18 protein-coding genes are annotated in these 23,029 nt (G+C 64.6%); 9 read left to right on the top strand and 9 right to left on the bottom strand.

The features are described from left to right. Positions 1-101 precede the first annotated feature (101 nt). Both ACPPVV_RS14955 and proC read right to left on the bottom strand, forming a co-directional pair. Positions 102-677 (bottom strand): YggT family protein, encoded by a 576-nt coding sequence (locus ACPPVV_RS14955; protein ID WP_426700663.1) that lies wholly within the window; start codon positions 675-677, stop codon positions 102-104. Next, the gene (gene proC / locus ACPPVV_RS14950; RefSeq protein ID WP_426700662.1) at positions 674-1,498 is read right to left on the bottom strand and encodes a pyrroline-5-carboxylate reductase; all 825 of its coding nucleotides are present in this window, start codon (positions 1,496-1,498) and stop codon (positions 674-676) included. The genes ACPPVV_RS14955 and proC overlap by 4 nt, the downstream gene beginning before the upstream one ends. Positions 1,499-1,880: 382 nt before the next feature. Between proC and ACPPVV_RS14945 the strand changes: the two genes are divergently transcribed. Both ACPPVV_RS14945 and ACPPVV_RS14940 read left to right on the top strand, forming a co-directional pair. Further along, positions 1,881-2,918: a type IV pilus twitching motility protein PilT gene (locus ACPPVV_RS14945; protein WP_377306751.1), complete on the top strand. Its 1,038-nt coding sequence runs from the start codon at positions 1,881-1,883 to the stop codon at positions 2,916-2,918. A gap of 178 nt (positions 2,919-3,096) precedes the next feature. Then, positions 3,097-4,266, top strand: coding sequence for a PilT/PilU family type 4a pilus ATPase (locus ACPPVV_RS14940; RefSeq protein ID WP_426700661.1), 1,170 nt, complete (start codon positions 3,097-3,099; stop codon positions 4,264-4,266). 68 nt (positions 4,267-4,334) lie between these two features. On the opposite strand, the gene ACPPVV_RS14935 is transcribed toward ACPPVV_RS14940, so the two are convergent. The 7 genes from ACPPVV_RS14935 to gshB all read right to left on the bottom strand — a co-directional run bounded on the left by ACPPVV_RS14935 (position 4,335) and on the right by gshB (position 10,681). Then, positions 4,335-4,697 carry a BON domain-containing protein gene (locus ACPPVV_RS14935; protein ID WP_426700660.1) on the bottom strand — a complete coding sequence of 121 codons (363 nt, stop codon included), beginning with the start codon at positions 4,695-4,697 and terminating at the stop codon, positions 4,335-4,337. 254 nt (positions 4,698-4,951) lie between these two features. Then, positions 4,952-6,742 carry a hypothetical protein gene (locus tag ACPPVV_RS14930; RefSeq protein WP_426700659.1) on the bottom strand — a complete coding sequence of 597 codons (1,791 nt, stop codon included), beginning with the start codon at positions 6,740-6,742 and terminating at the stop codon, positions 4,952-4,954. A gap of 81 nt (positions 6,743-6,823) precedes the next feature. After that, complete coding sequence (locus tag ACPPVV_RS14925) at positions 6,824-7,750, bottom strand: aspartate carbamoyltransferase catalytic subunit (RefSeq protein ID WP_426700658.1); 927 nt, start codon at positions 7,748-7,750, stop codon at positions 6,824-6,826. A 34-nt stretch (positions 7,751-7,784) separates the two neighbouring features. After that, entirely contained in the window at positions 7,785-8,228 is a 444-nt protein-coding gene (gene ruvX, locus ACPPVV_RS14920; RefSeq protein WP_426700657.1) for a Holliday junction resolvase RuvX, read from the bottom strand. Continuing rightward, the gene (locus ACPPVV_RS14915; protein ID WP_426700656.1) at positions 8,225-8,794 is read right to left on the bottom strand and encodes a YqgE/AlgH family protein; all 570 of its coding nucleotides are present in this window, start codon (positions 8,792-8,794) and stop codon (positions 8,225-8,227) included. The genes ruvX and ACPPVV_RS14915 overlap by 4 nt, the downstream gene beginning before the upstream one ends. 46 nt (positions 8,795-8,840) lie before the next feature. Beyond that, positions 8,841-9,707 (bottom strand): energy transducer TonB, encoded by an 867-nt coding sequence (locus tag ACPPVV_RS14910; protein WP_426700655.1) that lies wholly within the window; start codon positions 9,705-9,707, stop codon positions 8,841-8,843. After that, positions 9,704-10,681 carry a glutathione synthase gene (gene gshB, locus ACPPVV_RS14905; protein WP_426700654.1) on the bottom strand — a complete coding sequence of 326 codons (978 nt, stop codon included), beginning with the start codon at positions 10,679-10,681 and terminating at the stop codon, positions 9,704-9,706. The genes ACPPVV_RS14910 and gshB overlap by 4 nt, the downstream gene beginning before the upstream one ends. Positions 10,682-11,092: 411 nt before the next feature. Here gshB and ACPPVV_RS14900 point away from each other — a divergent pair, with 411 nt between their 5' ends. The 7 genes from ACPPVV_RS14900 (at position 11,093) to ACPPVV_RS14870 (ending at position 23,024) form a co-directional block, all read left to right on the top strand. After that, positions 11,093-11,458 carry a response regulator gene (locus ACPPVV_RS14900; RefSeq protein WP_426703250.1) on the top strand — a complete coding sequence of 122 codons (366 nt, stop codon included), beginning with the start codon at positions 11,093-11,095 and terminating at the stop codon, positions 11,456-11,458. A gap of 22 nt (positions 11,459-11,480) precedes the next feature. Then, positions 11,481-11,852: a response regulator gene (locus ACPPVV_RS14895; protein ID WP_426700653.1), complete on the top strand. Its 372-nt coding sequence runs from the start codon at positions 11,481-11,483 to the stop codon at positions 11,850-11,852. Further along, the gene (locus tag ACPPVV_RS14890) at positions 11,849-12,388 is read left to right on the top strand and encodes a chemotaxis protein CheW (protein WP_426700652.1); all 540 of its coding nucleotides are present in this window, start codon (positions 11,849-11,851) and stop codon (positions 12,386-12,388) included. Before ACPPVV_RS14895 ends, ACPPVV_RS14890 begins: the two co-directional genes overlap by 4 nt. 128 nt (positions 12,389-12,516) lie before the next feature. Next, a complete protein-coding gene (locus ACPPVV_RS14885) occupies positions 12,517-14,547 on the top strand; it encodes a methyl-accepting chemotaxis protein (protein WP_426700651.1) in 2,031 nt (676 codons plus the stop codon). Positions 14,548-14,648: 101 nt separating this feature from the next. Further along, complete coding sequence (locus tag ACPPVV_RS14880) at positions 14,649-20,753, top strand: Hpt domain-containing protein (protein WP_426700650.1); 6,105 nt, start codon at positions 14,649-14,651, stop codon at positions 20,751-20,753. Continuing rightward, entirely contained in the window at positions 20,746-22,491 is a 1,746-nt protein-coding gene (locus ACPPVV_RS14875) for a chemotaxis protein CheB (RefSeq protein ID WP_426700649.1), read from the top strand. The genes ACPPVV_RS14880 and ACPPVV_RS14875 overlap by 8 nt, the downstream gene beginning before the upstream one ends. Then, the gene (locus ACPPVV_RS14870) at positions 22,488-23,024 is read left to right on the top strand and encodes a chemotaxis protein CheW (protein ID WP_426700648.1); all 537 of its coding nucleotides are present in this window, start codon (positions 22,488-22,490) and stop codon (positions 23,022-23,024) included. The genes ACPPVV_RS14875 and ACPPVV_RS14870 overlap by 4 nt, the downstream gene beginning before the upstream one ends. Positions 23,025-23,029: the final 5 nt, after the last annotated feature.

Below are 23,029 nucleotides of genomic sequence, written 5' to 3'. Positions count from 1 at the left end.
AAGCTCAGGTATCGTGCGCGATGCTCTTGCTGCATCCCTGGCGCTTGCCCCGACACAACAAAAATCGCATCGCGACTGAGGTCGCTCCCACGTCGCCGGTATCAGCCGCCCAGGGCCAGCCGGGCACCCAGGTCGAGCAATGGCGCGGCGATCAGCAGTCGCGCGAGCAGCAGTGCGATCATCACTGCCATGGGCGCGAAATCGATCTGGCCGACAATCAGCTTGCCGTGCAGCGGGCGCAGCAAGGGCTCGACCAGGGTGCCGGCCAGACGAAACAGCGGCTGGCGGCGATCGACGGCGAACATGCTCAGCAGCGACCAGCCGAAGATCAGCACGAGATAGAACAGCAGCACGAAGTCGAGCAGTTCAGCCAGCGCCAGCACCGCAAGGCCGAGCAGGTTCGGCATCACGCCGAGCAGGGCGAACAGCAACAGTCGCTTCAGCACCATCGCCAGCCATGCCAGCAACAGGGCGGCCAGGTTGACCTGGCGCCAGTTCGGAAGGATGCGCCGTATCGGCGCCAACACCGGATTGGTGTAGCGATAGACGAACTGGCTCAGCGGGTTGTTGAAATCCGCGCGACAAGCTTCGGCCAGCGCGCGCAGCAGCAGCAGCGTGACGGCCGCATCGAAGGCCAGTTCGATCAACATGGCCAGGGCATTCAGCAGATAGCTCACGGCAATTTGTCCAATTCGGCGGCAAGTTCGGTGCCGCGCCGGGTGGCGGCGGCAACGGCCCGGGAAACGATGCGCGGCAGGTCATCCGCGGTGAAGCTTTCCAGCGCCGCCTGGGTGGTGCCGTTCGGCGAGGTGACGCGCTGGCGCAGTACGGCCGGATCCTCGTTACTTTCGACCAGCATGCGGCCCGCGCCGAGGCAGGTTTGCGCGGCCAGCGCGCGGGCGGTGTCCCGTGGCAGGCCCTGCGACACCGCGGCGGCCTCCATGGCCTCGACCATGGCGAAGAAATAAGCCGGACCGGAGCCGGACAGGGCGGTGACGGTGTCCATCAATGCCTCGTCATCGATCCAGCGGGTGATCCCGGCGGCGTCCAGGATGTGTTGCGCCTGCGCTTTCTGGGCTGCGCTGACGCGGCTGTTGGCGCACAGCCCGGTCGCGCCGGCACCGATCAGCGCGGGCGTATTCGGCATGCAGCGCACGATCGGCAGGCCGTTGCCGAACCAGCGTTCCAGCTGGTCCAGCCGCACCCCGGCGGCGATCGAGATCAGCAGCGGCCGATTGCGTTGCAGCGTGTCGCGGAGCTCGTTGTGGATCGCCGGCATGATTTGTGGCTTGACGGCGAGCAGGATGACCTCGGCTTCCGCCGCAGCCAGCCGGTTTTCCGCGTAGCAGGCGATGCCGAACTCGCGACCGAGCGCCTGGCGTGCTTCGGCCAGCGGCTCGGCCACGCTGAGGGTGGCCGGTGCCACGCCCGTCTTCAGCAGGCCGCCGATCAGGCTGCGCGCCATGTTGCCGCCGCCGATGAAGGCAAGACGTGTCATGCGGGGATTCCTCGATGGTCCAGACCGCATACCTTACCGGAGCCGATGCTCCGCGCAGTTTTTTTGTGCGTTGGCAGCCTGGCGATGCAGCGGTTCGGGACATCGCGATGGAAAGGGCGGCGGCAGCGGGGTGACGTTTTTTCGACCGGGTGCGCAAACCGGGTCGACAGTTTGCATGACGGCCGCTGGAAAGACTGGCCGCACGGGCGGTTGCGCGAGTAGTATCGACGCGGCTACAGGGGGATCCGGGGATCGTTCGTCCAGGTGGTTTCACGGCACTGGCGCCTTGCGCCGCGGTGCATGATGCCGACGAACATCGTCCGTCCCCTGATGTGGCATTCGAATTCATGCCATCCAGACGATCGGTTGAGGGGAACGATAGATGGACATTGCCGAACTGCTTGCCTTCTCGGTGAAGAACAAGGCCTCGGACCTGCACTTGTCCGCGGGGCTGCCGCCGATGATCCGCGTTGACGGCGATGTACGCCGCATCAACATCCCCGCGCTTGAACACAAGCAGGTGCATTCGCTGATCTACGACATCATGTCGGACAAGCAGCGGCGCGATTACGAAGAATTCTACGAGACCGACTTCTCGTTCGAGATCCCCGGGCTGGCGCGTTTCCGCGTCAATGCGTTCAACCAGAACCGCGGCGCCGGTGCGGTGTTCCGTACCATTCCGTCGGAGGTGCTGACGCTGGAAGACCTCGGTTGCCCGCGCATCTTCAAGGAGTTGATCGAGCAGCCGCAGGGCCTGATCCTGGTGACCGGCCCGACCGGCTCGGGCAAGTCGACCACGCTGGCGGCGATGGTCGACCACATCAACAAGAACGAATACGGGCACATGCTCACGATCGAGGATCCGATCGAGTTCGTGCATACCTCGCAGAAGTGCCTGGTCAACCAGCGCGAGATCCACCGCGACACGCTGGGTTTCAACGAAGCACTGCGATCGGCGCTGCGCGAGGATCCGGACTACATCCTGGTCGGCGAGTTGCGCGATCTGGAAACCATCCGGCTGGCGCTGACCGCGGCGGAAACCGGCCACCTGGTGTTCGCCACCGTGCATACCAGTTCGGCGGCGAAGACGATCGACCGCATCATCGACGTGTTCCCTGCCGGCGAGAAGCCGATGGTGCGTTCGATGCTGTCCGAGTCGCTGCGTGCGGTGATTTCGCAGTCGCTGCTGAAGAAGGTGGGTGGCGGCCGCATCGCAGCGCACGAGATCATGGTCGGCATCCCGGCGATCCGCAACCTGATCCGCGAGGACAAGGTGGCTCAGATGTATTCGTCGATCCAGACCGGCCAGCAGTTCGGCATGCAGACGCTGGACCAGTGCCTGCAGGATCTGGTGAAACGTGGCCTGGTGACGCGCCAGCAGGCGTCGACCTATGCCAAGAACAAGGACAGCTTCAAGTGAGCGTCGGGATTCGGGATTCGGGGTTCGGGATTGGCGATAAGCGCCATCGCGCCACGGTCCGCTTTCCTCGCGCCAGCATGAAAAAGGAAACCATCGGTTGCGCGCGCAATTCGCGGGTCGACGGCTTTGACGAATCCCAAATCCCGAATCCCAAATCCCGAATTCCGGGGGTAAAGCCATGAGCGACTTCGATTTCACCTCCTTCCTCAAACTGATGGTGCACAAGAAGGCCTCCGACCTGTTCATCACGGCCGGCGTGGCGCCTTCGATGAAAGTGCAGGGCCGGATCGTGCCGATCACCCAGAGCCCACTCAGCGTGCAGCAGGCGCGCGACATGGTGCTCAACGTGATGACGCCGGGGCAACGCGAGGAATTCGAGAAAACCCACGAGTGCCAGTTCGCGATTTCCGCGCAGGGCGTGGGCCGCTTCCGTGTGTCGTGCTTCTACCAGCGCAATTGCGTCGGCATGGTGCTGCGCCGGATCGAGTCGAAGATTCCGACGCCCGAGGAATTGAACCTGCCGCCGGTCATCAAGCAGCTGGCCATGACCAAGCGCGGCATCATCGTTTTCGTTGGCGCCACCGGCTCGGGCAAGTCCACTTCGCTGGCGTCGATGATCGGCTACCGCAACCTGAATTCGACCGGGCACATCATCACGATCGAGGATCCGATCGAATACGTGCACAAGCACGAAGGATGCATCATCACCCAGCGTGAAGTCGGCATTGACACCGACAGCTGGGACAACGCGCTGAAGAACACCCTGCGCCAGGCGCCGGACGTGATCATGATCGGCGAGATCCGTACCCGCGAAGGCATGGACCACGCGATCGCGTTTGCCGAAACCGGCCATCTGGTGCTGTGCACGTTGCATGCGAACAACGCGAACCAGGCGATGGACCGCATCCTGCACTTCTTCCCGGAAGACCGCCGCCAGCAACTGTTGATGGATCTGTCATTGAACCTGAAAGGTATCGTGGCGCAAATGCTGATTCCGACACCCGATGGCAAGGCGCGGCGGGTCGCGGTGGAAGTGCTGCTGGGCACGCCGCTGGCGCAGGATTACATCCGCCAGGGCGAAATCCACAAGCTCAAGGAATTGATGAAGGAATCCACCCTGCTCGGCATGAAGACGTTCGATCAGAGCCTGGTCGAGCTGTATCACGCCGGCGAGATCAGCTACGAGGACGCGTTGCGTCACGCCGACAGTTCCAACGAGGTGCGCTTGCGCATCAAACTGGCACAGGGCGGCGATGCACACACGCTGTCGCAGGGGCTGGATGGAGTGGAACTGGAAGAGACGCGCGATACGCAGAATTTCGGTGGCGCGAATTTCCTGAATCGCTGAAGCCCGTTGCACGGACATGAAGAAGGCGCCCGCGGGCGCCTTCTTCATTATTCCCGTATCGCGTGGCGTTACTGGGCGGCGGCACCGACCATCAAGCCGCTGTCATCGACACTCTTGACGCCCTTCACGTGCTGGGCAACGCGTGCGGCGTGCTTCTTTTCCTTCGCGGTGGCGACGGTGCCGCTCAAGGTGACCACGCCATCGCTGGTCTCGACCGTAATATCGGTGGCCTTGATGCCCTTGGTGGTGCCGAACTCGGACTTCACCTTGGTGGTGATCCAGGCATCGGCGGCCTTGTCCGGCACAGTCTGGTTGTCGGACGACTTCTGCATTGCGTCTTGGGCCACGGCCTGGGTCAACGGTACGGCCGAAAAGGCCAGCACCAGACCGGCGGCAAACATGCTGTTGCGAATCATCTTGGGGGTACGCATGGTGAATCTCCTGGGCTGGGATGAAAGGTCTGTCGGTAAAGACAGTCGGAGGCTGGTTTGTCGCTTCCGTGGTCCTATGGCAACAGCCGTACCGTGAATGCCGCGTCGCGATGAAAAGGCGTGGTTCAGCAAGGGATGCCCGTTGCGAAGACGAGGTCACGGCGATGTTTGCATTGCGTTGGGCACGCCAAGAACGGGCCCATTAAAAAGGGGCCGGAACGCCGCGGCGCCGGCCCCATTTCGGGTCTTCAAAACTACTTCAGGACGGTCTGGCTGGTGATCACCATGCCGCTGTCGTCGACATGCATTTCGGCGTCGATACTGTCGACGCGTTCAGCCTGTGACTTCATCGCGGCGAACTGCGCCTTGGAGCGGGCGGCATTGGCGGCGGTCTGCGCCGCGCTGTCGCCAGTGTCCAGGCCATCGATCGACGGCTCGTCACTCTTGCTTATCGCGGCGGTGGCCGCCGCCAGGCTGTCTACTTTCTGCTCCATCACCTGCAGCCAGTCCAGGTACATCGCGCCGCTGAGGTGCATGCGGGTCATGCGACCGGCATCCCCAGCCGGGTCCTTCAGGGTGGCGGCAAGCCGGGCGTCTTCGCCGGCACCGATGCCGAGTGCCAGCGCCTTGTCACTCATGGCCAGCCATGCCGGCTGGCCCAACATGCTCGACATGTCCTTCGGCAACGGCAACGGCTTGCCGTCATTGGCGGGTTTCAGCTGAGCCAATGCAGGCACCATCATCTGGCCCATCGCCAGCAAGCCGGCAGGGTTGTTGGTGGCCAGCACGAGACGGCCGGTGAACGTCGGCAAGGCGGTGTTCTTGGCGGGAACCAGTGAGTCCAGCGCGATGCGCAGGCCGAGCATGTCGCCGAACGGCGGAATCGCCGCTTTTTGCATGGCCGGGCCGAGCTTGGTGAAACTTTCGTTTAGATCGGCCAACGCGGGACAGCTGAAGGGTTTGGCGGTGACCGCATCGGCCTGGGCGAGCCAGAACGTGCGCAACTGCGCGACGGGCAAGGCCAGGCTCAGGTCGAACGGGGCGGTGCCGTTGCCGCCGAGACCTGGCAGGGCCACCTGCAATCCGGCGAAAGCCTTGCTGATGTCCTCGGCCAGTGCCACGTCGACTCGCACGTCCTGGTGCTTGGCGTCGAGCTGGGTGTAGCCAAAGCTCAGCGTCGGCACACGCGCGGCGATGCGCGCCGCGTCGCTGGCGCAACTTGGCGATGTCTGCAGCTGGTTGGCGACCGGTTCGCCGGTCTTGGCCGATTCGGCCTGGGCGTGCGCTTTGAGGATCGCGGCGATCAGGGGGTCCTGACCGCTGACTGCCAGCGGCAGTGCGCGGGTCATGTCCAGTTCGCCGACCAGCCACTTCTTGTAACCCTTGGCCTTGGCCAGCGTGGCCAGGCGACCGTCGTCCTGCAGGCTCTTTTGCGGCCGGTCCAGGCCCAGCGACTGGCGCAGCAATGCCGGTGATGCGTCGGCCGGGAGCAGCGCGGCCACGGCCTGCTTGCCGACTGTCGCCAGGATGATTTCGGTGCCCGAGGCGACGAACACGTATTTGCGATAGCTCTGCTTGTCCACGTTGGCGAGCGCGAGCTTCTTGCCGTAGGCGGTTTCAAGCCGGCCAATGAAACCCTCGAACGCTTTCGCGTCGCTCAACTGGAAACGCAGGACCGGCGCCAGACCCACGCCGTAAAACGCGGAGTAACCCTTGAGGTTCAACCCGGCGCCCAGGGCGAAGGTCTCGACCGTCTTGCCGTTGAATTCGGCACGCAGGGCGCGCAGCAGGCGGGCGCCGTCGGGATCCTTCAAGGCCAGCCGGTCGGCAGCGGCATCCAGCTGGGCCAGCTGGGATGGCAACTGCGCATCGGCCTGGGCGAGCAACGCCTCGCGGGAGTTGTCGTCCATGATGTCCAGATTGGCCACCACGTACGGCGTGTCCGCCGGAACGAACGCCAGAGGAGCATCCTTGTCCTTGTGCCCGCAGGCCGCCAGCATGACGCCGGCAAGGGCCAGCGCGGCATATCGCGTCGTTGATCGCATGTTGATCCCCGGAAAATGATGGATGGTGCGCAGGCCATTATGCCCGCTTGCGTGGTGTGCTGTGTGGCGAGTGGCTTGCGTTCAGCGCGCCAGTACTTCGTTCAGCACGGCCATGCGCACGAACACCCCATTGCCGACCTGTTCGAGGATGCGCGACTGCGCGCCGTCGGCTACATCGGAGGCGATTTCGATACCGCGGTTGATCGGCCCCGGATGCATCACCAGGCAGCCCTTGGCCGCACGGGCGAGCCGTCGCCGATCCAGCCCGTAATGGGCGAAGTACGCCGCTTCGTCCGGCAGGTCGATGCCGGCCATGCGTTCCTTCTGCAGGCGCAGCATGATCACCGCGTCGGCGCCATCGATGGCCTGGTCAAAGTCGTCGTAGCGACGGCCTTGCGGTACTTCTTCCGTTGTCGGCATCAGTTCGGCGGGGCCGCAGAGCCGGATTTCCTTCACGCCCAGGGCGTGAAGCGCGGTGATGTCCGAGCGGGCCACACGCGAGTGTTTTATGTCGCCGCAGATGACCACGCTGAGGTTCTCGAAATCCGGCCGGTGCTGGCGGATCGTCAGCGCATCCAGCAGGCCCTGAGTGGGATGGGCATGGTTGCCGTCGCCGGCATTGATCACCGACACGCCGCTCATCGCATGGCGTACCAGTTCGTCCGGCGTGCCCGACAACTTGTGCCGCACGACGATCGCGTCCAGGTGCATCGCTTCGAGCGTATGCAGGGTGTCGAACAGTTCTTCACCCTTGCTGGTGGAAGAAAGCCCGATGTCGAAGTTGATCACGTCGGCACCGAGTCGTCGCGCCGCCAGCTCGAACGAGGTGCGGGTGCGCGTGGACGGTTCGAAGAACAGGTTCAACACCGTGCGTCCCGCCAGCACATCGAGCTTGCGGGTGCCGTGGGCGCAGGCGTCGCGCAGCGATTCGGCGCGGTCGAGCAGGCGTTCGATCGTCTGGCGCGGAAGGTTTTCCAGGGTGGTCAGGTGGCGCAGGCGAGGGCTCATGGCGGCAGGTCGGAGGGGGAAAGAGGGCGTGCGTTCAGTGATCGTGGCTGGCTGGCGCGGGTTCGGCGGCCAGCCAGCGCTCCAGGATGACCGCGGCGGCTTCGGCGTCGATGCTGGCAGCATCGCGCCGCCGCTTGAGTCCGACCGACCGGGCAGCGGCGAACCGCTGCGCGGCCTCCTGCGAGCTGTGTCGTTCATCCACAAGGACCACGGGCAGGCTGTAACGCTGTTGCAACTGGGTGGCAAAGCGCCGGGCGCGGCGACTGGCAGGCTGTTCGGCGCCGTCCAGGGTCAACGGCAGGCCGACCACCAGGGTGTCGGGTTGCCATTCCCGGTGCAGCGCGTCGAGCCGGTTCCAGTCCGGGCCATCCTCGTGCACCGCGACGGTGGTCAGCGCCCGCGCGCTGGCAGTAAACGTATTGCCGATGGCCACGCCCGTGAGCCGGCTGCCGACATCGAAGCCGAACACACAGCTCATGCGTGACCCGCATAGCCGGACAACTGGCGCGGATCTACCCCGACCAGCCCGGCAGCGGCACTCCAGCGATCTTCCAGCGGGGTGTCGAACACCACCCGGCCGCAGGCTTCGGTGGTGAGCCAGGCGTTCGCCATCAGTTCCTGTTCCAGCTGGCCGGCATCCCAGCCGGCGTAGCCAAGCACCATGATCGCCTGACGCGGACCTTCGCCGGCGGCCATGGCCACCAGGATGTCGCGCGAGGTGGTGACCGACCAGTCGGTGTTGACGCGATAGCTGGATTCCCAGTCGCCCGGTTCACGATGCAGCACGAAGCCGCGCTCCTGCTGCACCGGACCGCCGATCAACACGGGCGCATCGGCCAGTTCACTGTCCAGGCATTCCAGTTTCATCTGCGCCAGCACGTCGCCGAAGCGGTATTCGGACAGCTGGTTCACCAGCAGGCCGACCGCGCCGTCCTCGTCGTGCTGGCACAACAACGCCACGCCGCGGGAAAACGGCGGATCGGCCAGGTTTGGCATGGCGATCAGGAAGTGCCCGGTGAGGGTGCTCGGCGCGGCGGCGATCATGTGGCCATTGTAAGCCGGCGGATGCCGGCTCGCGCGGACCGCCGGATTATTTGTTGCGCAGCACGTCGCCGGGCAGGAATTGCCAGGTACGGGTGATGTAGAGCTCGTCCACGCTGGCATCCTTGGGCAGCGGCGGGAATGGCGCCGCTAGCCGCACGATGCGTTCGGCAGCGGCATCCAGCAGCGGGTGGCCGGAGCTCTTGATGACCGTGATGTTCTTGATGCCGCCATCGCGATTGAGCCCGACGGTAAGCAGCAGGTCACCGTACATCTTGCGGCGGCGGGCCTGGTCCGGGTAGTTGAGATTGCCGATGCGTTGCACCCGGTCCGACCAGCCGCGCATATAGCTGGCGTAGACGTATTCCTTCGTGTTGGCCGAAATGAACTTTTTCTTCGGCCGCTTCGCCAGCGCTTCGGTCTGTTGGCGCAGCTCGGCGGCCAGCTGGGCAATCGCCTGCTGGCGTTTCAGTTCGGCGGCGGTCGGTGCCTGATCCTGCGGATCGACCTCGGTTTGCGCGGTGTCGCTGGTCACGTGGAAGTCGGTGGCGCCGCGGGTGGTGACCATCCGGGTCGGGGTGGCTTCACGCGGTGCCGGCGTGGTCGCTTCGACCGGTTGTGCGGCGATGCCTGGATCAGGCTTCGGCAGCACGCCGGAAAACATCTGCGACGGCCGTGCGACGCGATCGCTCTGGCCACCGCCGCTGTTGTTGGCCTGGGCCAGGAAATCCGCCTTGTCCGGGGCCTCCTGGTTGGCCACGTTGACCAGGGTCACGTCCAGTGTCGGCAGGCTGGGCCTGGGCTTGACGAAATGGAACGTGATGCCCAGCAACAGCACACCGTGCAGCAGCAACGAAAACAGCAGCGTGGCGCCGATCGGATTGGGGGGAGAGTTGACGGTTGCAGTGGCGCTCACGCAGGGCGGTTTCCGCTGACGTGCTGTTCGATGACGTCGAACAGCTGACCGGCAATGTTAAGCCCGAACTGGGCATCCAGCTCACACACGCAGGTCGGGGATGTGACGTTGATCTCGGTCAGGTAGTCACCGATCACGTCCAGGCCCACGAACAGCAGGCCTCGCCGACGCAGCTCCGGAGCCACTTGCGACACGATCCAGCGATCGCGTTCGGACAACGGCACGCCCTCGCCGCGGCCGCCGGCGGCGAGGTTGCCGCGGAACTCGTCGCCCTGCGGGATGCGTGCCAGCGCATAGGGCACGGGTTCGCCGTCGACCAGCAGGATGCGCTTGTCGCCCGCGCTGATTTCCGGGATGTATTTCTGCGCGATCGCGAATTGCCGGCCGGCGCCGTGCGCGTCGCCGCCGAGCAGGGTTTCCAGCATCGAATTGAGGTTGCTGTCGCCGGCCCGCGCACGGAAAATGCCGCGCCCGCCCATGCCGTCCAGCGGCTTGAGCACCACCTCGCCATGCTCGGCGGTGAACCGGCGCAGCTCGGCGGCATCGCGTGCGACCATCGTTGGCGCGATGCATTGCGGGAAATCCAGCGCAAACAGTTTTTCGTTGCAGTCGCGCAGCGAGCGCGGATCGTTGATCACGGCCACCCCGCCACGCTGCGCCGCTTCCAGCACCATCGTGTCGTAGATGAACTGGGCGTCGACCGGCGGATCCTTGCGCATCAGCACCACATCGAGCTCGCGCAGGTCGCGCCACTGCGCCTGGCCCAGCGTGTACCAGTGTTGTGGATCCTTGCGCACCACAAGGGGCGCGATCCGCGCCCAGGGCGCGCCGTCGCGCAGGGCCAGGTCGCCCTGCTCGAAATAATGCAGGGAATGGCCGCGGCGCTGTGCCTCCAGCAACATCGCGAAACTGGTGTCCTTCACCATCTTGATCGCGCCGATGGGGTCCATCAGCACGCCGACCGACAAGGTCATCTGGATTCTCCGTTGGTGGCCTGATCTGTGCGACAGGGCAGGCGGGGGTGGATCGTCAGGCCGCTATACTAAGTCCGATGACGGTCGAGGCCATCGAATGGCGGCAGGTTGGTCGTGTCAACGGCTGTCGCCATGGGCCAGATGGTGCCAATATGGGTCACCTTGTGCGGCGGCAGGCAACGCGGGTGATTACCGCTTGACAGCCTCGGCGGACAGGCAGTAAACAACGAAACCTTGGATGCACCGCCGTAGAGCGGGCATTGTGTGATTCGTTTTCGACATTTTTTTACATGCGCACCATGCGGCATGGCTGTTGCATGTCTTGGTGCCTATCCTGAGCTCGGGGCGAGCCGCAGGGGGGGAGTAGTGAATTTGAACGTTAGTGCTAGTGACTTGGCTGGTCTCAAGGTCATGGTCATCGATGATTCCAAGACCATTCGCCGTACAGCGGAGACTCTGCTGAAGAAAGAGGGCTGCGAAGTATTGACTGCGGTCGACGGGTTCGAGGCGTTGGCCAAGATCTCCGACCAGCGGCCGGCGATCATCTTTGTCGACATCATGATGCCGCGGCTTGATGGTTATCAGACCTGCGCATTGATCAAGAACAACCCCCAATTCCGTGGCACGCCGGTGATCATGCTGTCCTCGAAGGATGGCCTGTTCGACAAGGCGCGTGGTCGCATCGTGGGTGCCGAGCAGTATTTGACCAAGCCGTTCACGCGAGACGAACTTCTTGGTGCCATCCATCGTCATGTCAGTATGGCCGCTAGTCGCTGACTGCAGATTCTGAGGGGGACCTGTGGCCAATATTTTCATCATCGACGACTCGCCGACCGATGTGCGCGTGTTCACCACCCTGCTTGAACGGGCGGGGCATCGGGTCGTCGCCATCAGCACCGCCGAGGAAGGCATCGAGCGCGTGCGCGCCGACTTGCCCGACCTGGTCATCATGGACGTGATCATGCCCGGCATGAACGGCTTCCAGGCCACCCGTACGCTGACTCGCGATCCCGCGACGGCGGTGGTGCCGATCGTGATGATCACCACCAAATCCATGGAGACCGATCGCGTCTGGGGGCTGCGTCAGGGTGCCCGTGCGTTCATCACCAAGCCGGTGAACGAAAAAGAATTGCTGACCTGCATCAACGATTTGCTGCCGAGCAAGACATGAACCAGTCCGTCAACCGCACGCCGTTCGAGATACTCGCCCGCTACGAGCGGCTGTCGCTGGCGCATGCCTCCGATACGCAGGACAAGATGGAGGCGCCGGGTTTGTGGCGCGGTATCGGTTTCCGCGTCGGCTCGCGGCTGCTGGTCAGCGGCATCGACGAGATCAACGAGTTGTTGGCCGTGCCGGCGCTTACCCCCGTGCCCGGCACGTTGCCGTGGCTGCTTGGGGTAGCCAACGTGCGCGGCAACCTGGTGCCGGTGGTGGACTTCGCCCGTTTCCTGTTTGGCGAACGCACCCAGCATTCCGACCGCACGCGCCTGTTGGTGGTGCGCCAAGGAACGGGCAGCGTGGCGTTGCTGGTGGACGAGGTATTCGGCCAGCGCACCGTGGATGAGGAACAGCGGCGCGAGGCCGGGCAGGAGGACGATCCGCGACTTGCCCGTTTCGCCGACAGCCGTGTGGGTGAACAGCAACTGGCGGTATTCAGCATGAATCGATTGGTGCGCGCACCGGATTTCCGGCAGGCCGCTGCCTGACATCCGGCGGGTCTGCGGCTATGTGAAGGGCCGGCTCCGGTTGGGGTCGGAAACTTGGGGAAACCATTCCCTGGCCAGTTCCCGCTTTGCGGAACCGGCAACGTATCAGTAAGACGTATGAGGTGAACATGAGCACTACAGGGGGCGTCAGCAGGGAACGCGGTTACACCGCACTCATTGTCCTGCTGCTGATTGCGATCGGCTTCGCGGCACTGGATTTCTTCCTGCTCAACCAGAAGAACGGCGAAGATCGCCAGGCGATCGCGCTGACCACGCAAATTCAGGTGCTGTCGCAGCAGACGGCGAAGTTCGCGCTGGAATCAGCGGACGGCAACACCGATTCCTTCAAGGAGCTCGAAGGCACCCGCAACTCGATCGATTCGGCCGTGCAGCGGTTGAACAAGGGTGATCCCAAGAGCGGCATGCAGCCGTATGCGGATGGCAACACCACGCCTGCCGGTCGTGCCGTGAGCGCGCTCGACGCCTCCTGGAAACAGCTCGACACCGACATCGGCAAGATCCTCTCCAACAAGGCCGTCGTGCTCGATTCCGGCCAACGCGCCAATACGCTCGCGCAGCAGATGCCGCTGCTCAACTCGAGCATGGAACAGGTCGTCAACATCCTGCAGCAGCGCAACGGCAGTTCCGAGCAGATGCTGGGTACCTCGCGCCAGATGCTGTCCGCTGACCGAATCATCCGTCGCGTGCAGGAAGTGCTGCAGGGTGGCGACTCCGCGCAGTCGGCGGCCGATGGCCTGTCCCGCGATGCGCAGTTGTACGGCAGCGTGCTGAAGGGTCTGATCGCGGGCAACGCCGACAGCGGCGTGAAGCCGATCGGCGATGCGAATGCACGCAAGATCCTCACCGACATGGACACCAACTGGAACCAGTTGGCCGATCCGGTCGCCAAGTTGGTCGCCGCCGCCGGCAACATCGCCGACGTGAAACACGCCGGCAACCAGGCCTCGCTGGATTCGCAGACCGTGCTGCTGCGCGCCAACGACCTGTCCGAGCAGATCGGCAAGCTGCCGCTGCGCCGGCTGTTCCCGAACGTGTGGTGGGGTCTGCTGGGTGCAATCGCCGCGGTGGCATTCGCGCTGCTGCTGGTCATCACCCTGGTGCGCGATCAGCGCAGGCGCTTCGCCAGCAGTACCGAGCTGAACCAGCGCAACCAGGAGGCGATCATGCGCCTGCTGGACGAAATGGGTTCGCTCGCCGAAGGCGACCTGACCGTCAAGACCACGGTGTCCGAGGACATCACCGGCGCGATCGCCGACTCGGTGAACTACGCCATCGACGAGTTGCGATCCCTGGTCACCACGATCAACGAAACCTCCGAGCAGGTGTCGTCCTCGGCACAGGAAACCCAGACCACCGCCCGCCACCTGGCCGACGCGGCCGAGCAGCAGGCGCAGCAGATCAGCTCGGCGACCTCCGCGATCAACCAGATCGTGAGCTCGATGGACATCGTGTCGAAGGATTCCGCCGAATCGGCCGACGTGGCCGAGCGCTCGGTGAAGATCGCCTCGCACGGTGCCGAAGTGGTGCGCGAGACGATCTCGGGCATGGACTCGATTCGCGACCAGATCCAGGAAACCTCAAAGCGCATCAAGCGCCTGGGTGAATCCTCGCAGGAGATCGGCTCGATCGTGGAACTGATCAACGACATTGCCGAGCAGACCAACATCCTGGCGTTGAACGCGGCGATCCAGGCCGCTTCGGCCGGTGAGGCCGGTCGCGGTTTCGCGGTCGTTGCGGACGAAGTGCAGCGACTGGCCGAACGCTCGACCAGCGCGACCAAGCGTATCGAAACGCTGGTGCAGACGATTCAGTCCGATACCAACGAAGCGGTGAACTCGATGGAACAGACCACCGCCGAAGTGGTGGCCGGTGCGCGCCTGGCGGAGGATGCCGGCAGCGCGCTGGGCGATATCGAGCGCGTTTCGCACGATTTGTCCGCGCTGATTCAGAACATCTCCACCGCGGCACGCGTGCAGTCCGCCGCGGCGACAGATGTCTCGCACTCGATGAACGCGATTCAGGAAATTACTTCGCAGACCTCGCAGGGCGCGAGCCAGACAGCTGACTCGATCGGTACGCTGGCGCAATTGGCGAGCGATCTGCGGCGATCGGTGGCACATTTCAAGTTGCCGGGTTGATGCCGACCGACGGATTTCAGGTGGTTCGGAATGAGCATTTTTACAGGGGGTAACCTCGTTGGCTGCGTGATGAGATATCGGGCAGCCGCTGAGAGAGGCGCATGAGACTTCAAGACCACATCGATTTCACCACCCTGCAGTGGGTCAAGCCCGAGCTCGACGATACGTTGTCGATAGCTCGCGAGGCGCTGGAGTCCTACGTCGACAATCCGGGCAAGCGCGATTTCATGCGCACCTGCGCGGACAACCTGCATCAGGTGCAAGGCACCCTGCAGATGGTCGAACTGTATGGCGCGGCAATGGTGACCGCGGAGATGGAGGCGCTGTCCATCGCGCTGCTTGAAGAACACGTCACCTACCGCGAGGAAGCCTATGCCGCGTTGATGCGCGGGCTGATGCAACTGCCCGATTACCTCGAGCGGCTGTCCAGCGGTCATCGCGACGTGCCGGTGGTGTTGCTGCCCCTGTTGAACGATCTGCGCGCCAGTCGAGAGCAGGAGCCGCTACCCGAATCGGCGATGTTCCACCCCAATCTCGACGCGTTCCTGCCCGAGCAAGCCCCCGCTGCCATGAGCGAGGCGTACGCCGAAGCCCATCGTGGCGAGTTGGTGGACCTGCGCCTGCGCTTCCAGCAGCAACTACTCGGCTGGTTTCGCGGGCAGAACGCGGCGGCGCAACTGGTCAACATGCGCAAGACCCTGCTGGCGATCACCGCGCGCTGCCATCACGTGCATGGCCGGCGCTTGTGGTGGATCGCAGCCGGTGTACTGGAAGGTCTCGAACAGGGCGCGCTGAAGGGTCATGCCGGCGAAGTGCGCCAGCTGATCGGCAAGGTCGACCGCAATATCCGCCTGTTGATCGAACACGGCGAAAACAGCCTGCGTGGTGGTGATGCAGACGACGTGGCCTGCAAGCTGCTTTACATCGTGGCCCAGGCGAAACAGCGCAGTCCGCAGATGGAGCTGTTGCGCAGCACGTATGCACTGGACAGCCTGTTGCCCGATGCCGGCGAGCTGGAACATGCCCGCGGCTCGATGGCAGGGCACAACCGCGCGTTGCTCGATTCGGTATCGCGTGCATTGAAAGACGATTTGCTGCGCGTCAAGGAAGCGCTGGACTTGTTCCTGCGCCAGCAGGATGGCGATCCGGCGCAGTTGGCGGCGCAGGGCGAAGTGCTCGAGCGCGTCGGCGACACACTGGGCATGCTCGCCCTGGCGGTACCGCGTCGGGTCATCACCGAACAGCGACGCGTGCTCGACGAGATCGCGAACCACATGCGCGCCGCCGACGAGGAAACGTTGCTCGACGTGGCCGGTGCGCTGCTGTACGTCGAAGCGTCGCTGGATGACCACATCGAGAGCCTCGGCTCCGAGGACGAACCGGGTACCGGCGACGCCATGCACGGCTTGCCGCGCAGCGAAGCGATGGGCGTCGTCACGACCTTGATGCAGGAAGCCATCGGCAATACCGGTCGGGTGAAGGACGCCATCGTCGCGTTCGTCGAATCGGGCTGGGAGCACGATCGTCTGGCCGGTTCACCGTCCCTGATGGACGAGGTGGCCGGTGCCTTGCGCATGCTGTCGTCGCCGCGACCGGCCGATTTGGCGCAGGGCGTTGGCCGTTTCATCGATTACGAATTGCTGGAGGACCGTCGGGTGCCCAGCGGTGCGCAGATGGATCATCTGGCCGATGCACTGGCAGCGCTGGAGTACTACCTCGAGGCCGCGCGCGAGCATCGCGGTGGCCTGGAGCACATCCTCGACGTGGCCGAACACAGCCTGGGCCTGCTCGGCTACTGGCCGGTTCCGGACGCACGGGCGGTCACGGCACCGGCCGTCGTCGCCGTTTCCGAAACCGAAGCGAAGACGCACCATGCAGCCTTGACCGGGCACGAAGAACACCCGGAACTGTCCGAGTCGGTCAGCCTGCTGCCGGGCGACGACCTGGGACATCTGTTCATCGGCGAGGCAGAGCAGCACGTTGCGCCTGCCCACGATCTGGACGGATTGCGCCTTGCGCAAACCGAAGCGACCACCTCGGCGATGCTCGACGGCAATACGCCTGACGAGCAGGGCGACTGGATCGAGATCGAGGAAGAGGTTTTCGAGCAGGTGCCGGTGCGCGATGCGCTGGCGTCGAATACCCGTTTCAACGTCAATGCCGAAGGCATCGACGACGATATCCGCGAGATATTCCTGGAGGAGATGCAGGAGGAAATCGACAACCTGCGCGGTGCCGAGCAGATCTGGCTGGTCGATCCCGGCCAGACGTCGCCGCTGGTCAGCATCCGCCGATCGTTCCATACGCTGAAGGGTTCGGGACGGCTGGTGGGCGCCGGCGTGCTGGGCGAGTTCGCGTGGAAAGTCGAGGACATGCTCAATCGCGTGCTCGACAACACCATCGAGCCGAACCAGGACGTCCAGGCGCTGGTGCACCACGCGATCGATGTGCTGCCGCAGTTGCTGGCCGCGCTGAAGGGCGAAGGTGTGCCGGATGCGCCGCTTGGCGCGATCATGCACACCGCCGAGCAACTTTCTGTCGGCAACCCGACCCGTCTGGAAGACCACACACCGCAGGCCATGGAGACGGTTCGTCGTGTCGTGCGCCGGCGCGTGCCGCGCCTTGCCGCTGCCGCGCAGGCCATTCCGGAGGCAGGTGTCACCGATGTCCACAGCATCGGCGCAGCCGATGACAAGCCGGGCAGCCATGAGCAGATCATGGCCTTGCCGGTGATGCCACCAGTGGACCCGGTACTGCTGGAGATCCTGCGCAGCGAGGTCGCGCAATACCTGCAGACGATTCGTTTGGCGATCCAGCGTGGCGGTAACGAGCTGCCGATCGGCGAAGAGTTGTTGCGAGCCGTGCATACCCTGCACGGGGCGATCGCGATGGTCGACATTCCCCTGCTGACGCAGTTGCTGTCGCCGCTGGAGGGCCTGTTCAAGCGCTTGCGCGCGGCCAACTTGCCATTGCCGGCCGATGGGGTGCATCTGCTTGGCCAGTCCGTGGACGTGGTCGATTACGTGATGGCCCAGTTCGATGTCGCCGAGCCGCAGCTGCCCAACGCGGATGCGTTGACGGCGCAGGTCGTCGAGATGCGCGATCGCTATCCAGAGTCGCAGGTGGCTCATGTCATCTTCGAGCCGCAGATGGACGACGAGGACGCCACCGAGGCTGTCGTCGCGACGGATGCCGATGACGACCATGCGGCCATGGCCGCTTCGCTGGACGCCAGCATGGTGGAGGCCACCGGCGCCTGGGCCGACGGAGCTGCGGTTACGCCAGCGTCGGAAACGAAGCCGGAGCCGGAGATTCATCCGGACGATCAGCATCATGCCGAAGTGGCCGCCGAACTGGTGGCTGCACTGGATGCGTTTGAGCCGGAGGAGGCCAGCGCCGCGCGCGCTGCCGCCGAGCAGGCTGCCGCGGAGCAGGCTGCGGCCGAGAAGCTGGCGGCAGAACAGGCCGCCGCGGCGCAGGCCGAGAAGCTCGCCGCTGAGCACGCTGCCGCGGAACGGGAACAGGAACGGGTTGCGGCTGAGAAACTGGCCGCAGAACGGCTTGCTGCCGAGCAGGCGGCGGCCGAACGACTGGCACTCGAACAGGCAGCAGCGGAACGTGCTGCGGTCGAACGGCTTGCCGCCGAGCAGGCTGCACTGGAACAGGCCGCCGTGGAACAGGCCGCTGCCGAAAAGCTGGCGGCCGAGCAGGCGGCAGCGGAGCATCTTGCCGCCGCCGAACGACAGGCGGCCGAACAGGCTGCGACTGGTGAGCCGGAAGAGGCCGGATCGGAGCCTGCCTATGCGTTGGCCGGTTCGGGCCACATCGACGCCGATCTGCTCGAGGTATTCATCGACGAGGCGCGCGAGATCCTCGACCACGCCGATGGCGTGCTGGCGCAATGGCACGATGCCCCGGCCGACCTGGCGTACGTGGCCGAGCTGCAGCGCGACCTGCACACGCTCAAGGGTGGTGCACGCATCGCCGGGCTGGTGCCGGTGGGCGATCTTTCCCACGCGATCGAAACCCTGCTCGAAAAGCCGATCCGCGACGGGGCCAAGACCGGCACGCTGATCACCGCGCTGGAAGGAAGCTTCGACCAGCTGCATGCGTTGGTGCAGCAGGTATCGCTGGGTCAGGCCTCCGAGTATCCGCAGCAGATGATCGATCATCTGCTGGCACTGGCTGGCGAAAAGGTCCTGGCCGACGATGCATTGCTGCCCACGGCTGCGATGCCGGTCCCGACACCGACACCGTCCGCGCCGAAGTCGGTGCCCAAGGTCGCTGCCGAGGTCAATGCGTTCGACCTGCCCGAACTGTTGCCGGAAATGGAGGAGGAGGTTCGTTCTTCGCAGGAGCAGATCCGCGTTCGCGCCGACCTGCTCGACAGCCTGGTCAACCACGCTGGCGAGGTGGCGATCTATCGCTCGCGGCTGGAGCAGCAGGTTGCCGGCTATCGCTTCAACCTGGTGGAACTCGAGCAGACCGTCGCCCGTCTGCGCAGCCAGCTGCGCATGCTGGAAATCGAGACCGAAGCGCAGATCATTGCGCGTTTCCAGCGCGAGCATCGCGAAGCGGGCCTGACTACATTCGATCCGCTCGAGCTCGACCGTTACTCGCAGCTGCAGCAGTACTCCCGTGCACTGGCCGAGTCGGTTTCCGATCTGGTGTCCATCCAGAACATGCTGGACGAGCTGACCCGTCAGGCCGAAACGCTGCTGATCCAGCAGTCGCGGGTCAGTACCGAGTTGCAGGATGGCCTGCTGCGCACGCGCATGCTGCCGTTCGACACGATGGTGCCGAACCTGCGTCGTACCCTGCGCCAGGCTGCCCAGGAGCAGGCCAAGCACGCCCAGTTGTACGTGGACGGTGCGCACGGTGAAATGGATCGCAACCTGCTCGACCGCATCAAGGCGCCGTTCGAACACATGCTGCGCAATGCGATTGCGCACGGCATCGAAACGCCGGCCGAGCGCCGCAAGGCCGGCAAGCCGGCCGAGGGTTCGGTGCATATCCAGGTCGCGCGCGAAGCCACCGAAGTGGTGATCCGGGTCAGCGATGACGGCCGCGGACTGGATCGCGCAGCGATCCGCAAGCGCGGTATCGAGCGCGGGCTGCTGCGTGCCGAGACCAAGCCGACCGACAACCAGCTGCTTTCGCTGATCACCCAGCCGGGCTTCTCCACCGCCAGCAAGGTGACCCAGCTGGCCGGCCGTGGCGTCGGCATGGACGTGGTGGCGAACGAGATCAAGCAACTCGGTGGTTCGCTGTCGATCGAGTCCGAGGAAGGCAAGGGCAGCACCTTCATCCTGCGCCTGCCGTTCACCCTCGCGGTGACGCAGGCGATCCTGGTGCGCATCGGCGAGGCCACGTTCGCGATCCCGATGACTTCGGTGCAAGGCGTGGCGCGGGTCAACCCGGACGACCTGACTGCCTTGCTGGCCGAGGACGAGCCGTCGTTCCAGTACGGCAACGAGCCGTACGGCATCCACGATCTGGCCGAGTTGCTGGGCCTGCCGCCGGGTCTGCCGGCCGAAGGCGAACAGCAGCCGCTGCTGCTGACCCGTGCCGGTGACCTGCGCGCCGCGATCCGCATCGATGCCGTGCTCGGTTCACGCGAGATCGTGGTCAAGTCGGTCGGTCCGCAGATCAGTTCGGTACCCGGCCTGCTCGGCGCGACCATCATGGGCGACGGTTCGGTGCTGATCATTCTGGATCTGGCACCGCTGGTGCGTCACGGCATCATCCGTCGCGACCAGCGACTCTCCGAAGGCCTCAGCGCGATCCAGGCGCCGATCATCGAGGAAGTGCAGGTACGGCCGCTGGTCATGGTGGTGGACGATTCGATCACCATGCGCAAGGTCACCGGCCGCGTGCTCGAACGTCACGAATACGAAGTCAGCACAGCCAAGGACGGTGTCGATGCGCTGGAGAAACTGCACGAACGCGTGCCGGACCTGATGTTGCTGGATATCGAGATGCCGCGGATGGACGGCTACGAGCTGGCCACCCACATGAAGGCCGACCCCAGGTTGCGCGACGTGCCGATCATCATGATCACCTCGCGCAGCGGCGACAAGCATCGTCAACGGGCATTCGACATCGGCGTGGACCGCTACCTCGGCAAGCCTTATCAAGAGGCCGAGTTGCTGGTGCAGATAAACGAAGTGCTGGAGCAGCGTGCGGTGGAGCCGATTCATGAGTGATACGGCTCCGGCGGTCGCCCTGCTGTTTGACGACACCGAACTGGGCAGTCATTTGCGCGAGGCACTGCACGAACGCGGCGCGCGGATCGTTCACGAGGGCGAGGTATCCGGCCTCAGCCGCGAGCTGTTGCAGCAGGTAGGCGCCGACGTGCTGGTGGTCAACCTGGATGACGGTGCCGATGACGCGCTCGATCGCCTGTACGAGGTCATCGACGGTGACCGGCCACGGGTGGTATTCAACGATGCGCAGGCCAGCCGCGCACTGGCCGGCTGGGATCGCGCCCGGTGGGCACGTCATCTGGCGGTGAAAGTGCTGGCCGCGGGCGATATCGATCCACCGCGTCCGGACGATGCCCGCATCGTCGACACGCCGGTGGCATCGTCGCTCGACGCCGATCCGATCGATCCCGTACCGGTCGATGCACCGGTTGTGCCCGTCGTGGAACCCACGGCAAACGCGCCGGCGGAGCCGGTGGAACCCGCGCCGGCGGAATCGGAGCCGGCGACGGCTTTCGATCCGGAATCCGATTTCCTGCTGCATTCCGGCGACGACCAGCACGAGCAGATCATCGCCGCGGAATCGGAAGATCTTGCCGCGGAACTGGAGGCCTTACTCGCTTCCGGCGACATGCCGCCGGACGACGAGAGCGAATCCGGTCCCGGGCTGCGTTATTTCGAGGACGAAACGCTGCCACCGCTGCACGACGGCAATTTCGGCGGCGTACCGACGAGCCACGACCAGGCGCAGGACGATGCCGTCGAGTTGTCGGTGGCTACGGACGATTCAGCGCCGGTCGAGGAAGGTTTGCCACGCGATGTGGTGTCGACATTCCGGACCGATCACCTGCAGCTGTCGTCGCTGACCGATCCGTCGGTGGCGACGATTCCCGCGACGGCCGCCGAACCGGTGCTGGCCGACCCGGCCTCATCCGTTCGTGCGCCCGACAGCTGGGCGCTGCTGGATGACGACGCGCCGCTCACGGCGTCCACCAATAGTGCCGCGGCATTCGGCGTCGAGAAATTGAGCGCTGCCGACTTCCTGGCGCCGGATGTGGAAGCGGTTGCATCGGATATCGAGCCGATGATGAGCCTCGAACTGGTGACGATGGAGGAGGCGATTGCGCCGCAGGCTTATGTGCATGACTACGAGATGATGCTCGACGATCTCGGTAGCGCATTGAGCCGTGTCGTGTTGCTGGGTGCGGCGGTCAGCGGCGTCGACTCCGTTTGCGAATTCCTGGCGGCGCTGCCGGCGACGACGCGCCTGACCTTCTTGCACACGCAGCATGTCGGCGACCAGCAGGATACGGCGCTGGTGGACCGATTTGCCGCCCAGTGCGCGCTGCCGGTACGGCTGGCCGAGCACGGCGGTCGTGCCAGCGTCGGCGAGGTGCTGGTGGTACCCGCCGGACAGCAGGTGCGGTTGCGCCGCGACGGCAGCATCGAACTGCAGGGCAACGGTGCGGACGCGTCTGCGGATCCGTCGATCGATGCCAGCCTGACCATGGCAGCCAGCGCCTTCGGTCGCGACGCCTTGGCGATCGTCTTCGCCGGGCGCGGCAACGATGCCGTGGCGGGAGCACAAGCGGTTCACGACCGTGGCGGCCAGGTCTGGGTAGAGTCGTCGTCAGGCGAACATTTTGCCGACATGGTCAGCGGAATATTCGCCGAACGACTAGTCAGTTTTTCCGGTACGCCGCCCGAGTTGGCGGCGCACCTGATCGAGGTGTTTCCATGAGTGATCCGCTGCCGCGTGAAATCCGCTGCGTCCTGGTGCCGGTAGGCAACCTGCGCCTGCTGTTGCCCAATGCCACCATTGCCGAAGTGGTCACCCAGAGTCCCCCCGAACCGGTAAGTCATGCGCCGGACTGGTTGCTCGGGCGCATCGCGTGGCGTGGCTGGCGGGTACCGCTGGTCTCGTTCACCCAGCTGGCCGGCACCGAGGAAGGCGATACCGAGTTGAGCGTGCGCGTGGCCGTGCTCAAGGCGCTCGGTGGCAATCCCAAATTGCCATTCATCGCCGTGCTGACGCGGGGCTTCCCGCGCCTGACCACGTTGAATGCCGAGTTGATCATTCCCACCCACGATGGCACCGCACTGCCACCGGGTGTGCGTGCCCATGTGCTGGTGCGCGATGACGTGGCGATGATTCCCGACCTGGAATGGATCGAATCCGAACTGCTCAGCCTGCTCGACGATTCCGACCTGGCCGTGCCGACGGAGTCCGAGCAACCCGTCGCGCTGTCCCAGCCCTACGATACGGAAGACTGAGTCGA

Origin of the sequence: Rhodanobacter sp. Col0626, from assembly GCF_049994385.1 — a bacterium.
GTDB lineage: Bacteria > Pseudomonadota > Gammaproteobacteria > Xanthomonadales > Rhodanobacteraceae > Rhodanobacter.
The sequence above is the reverse complement of the archived record's forward strand: the minus strand, read 5'-3'. Positions and strand labels throughout refer to the sequence as shown.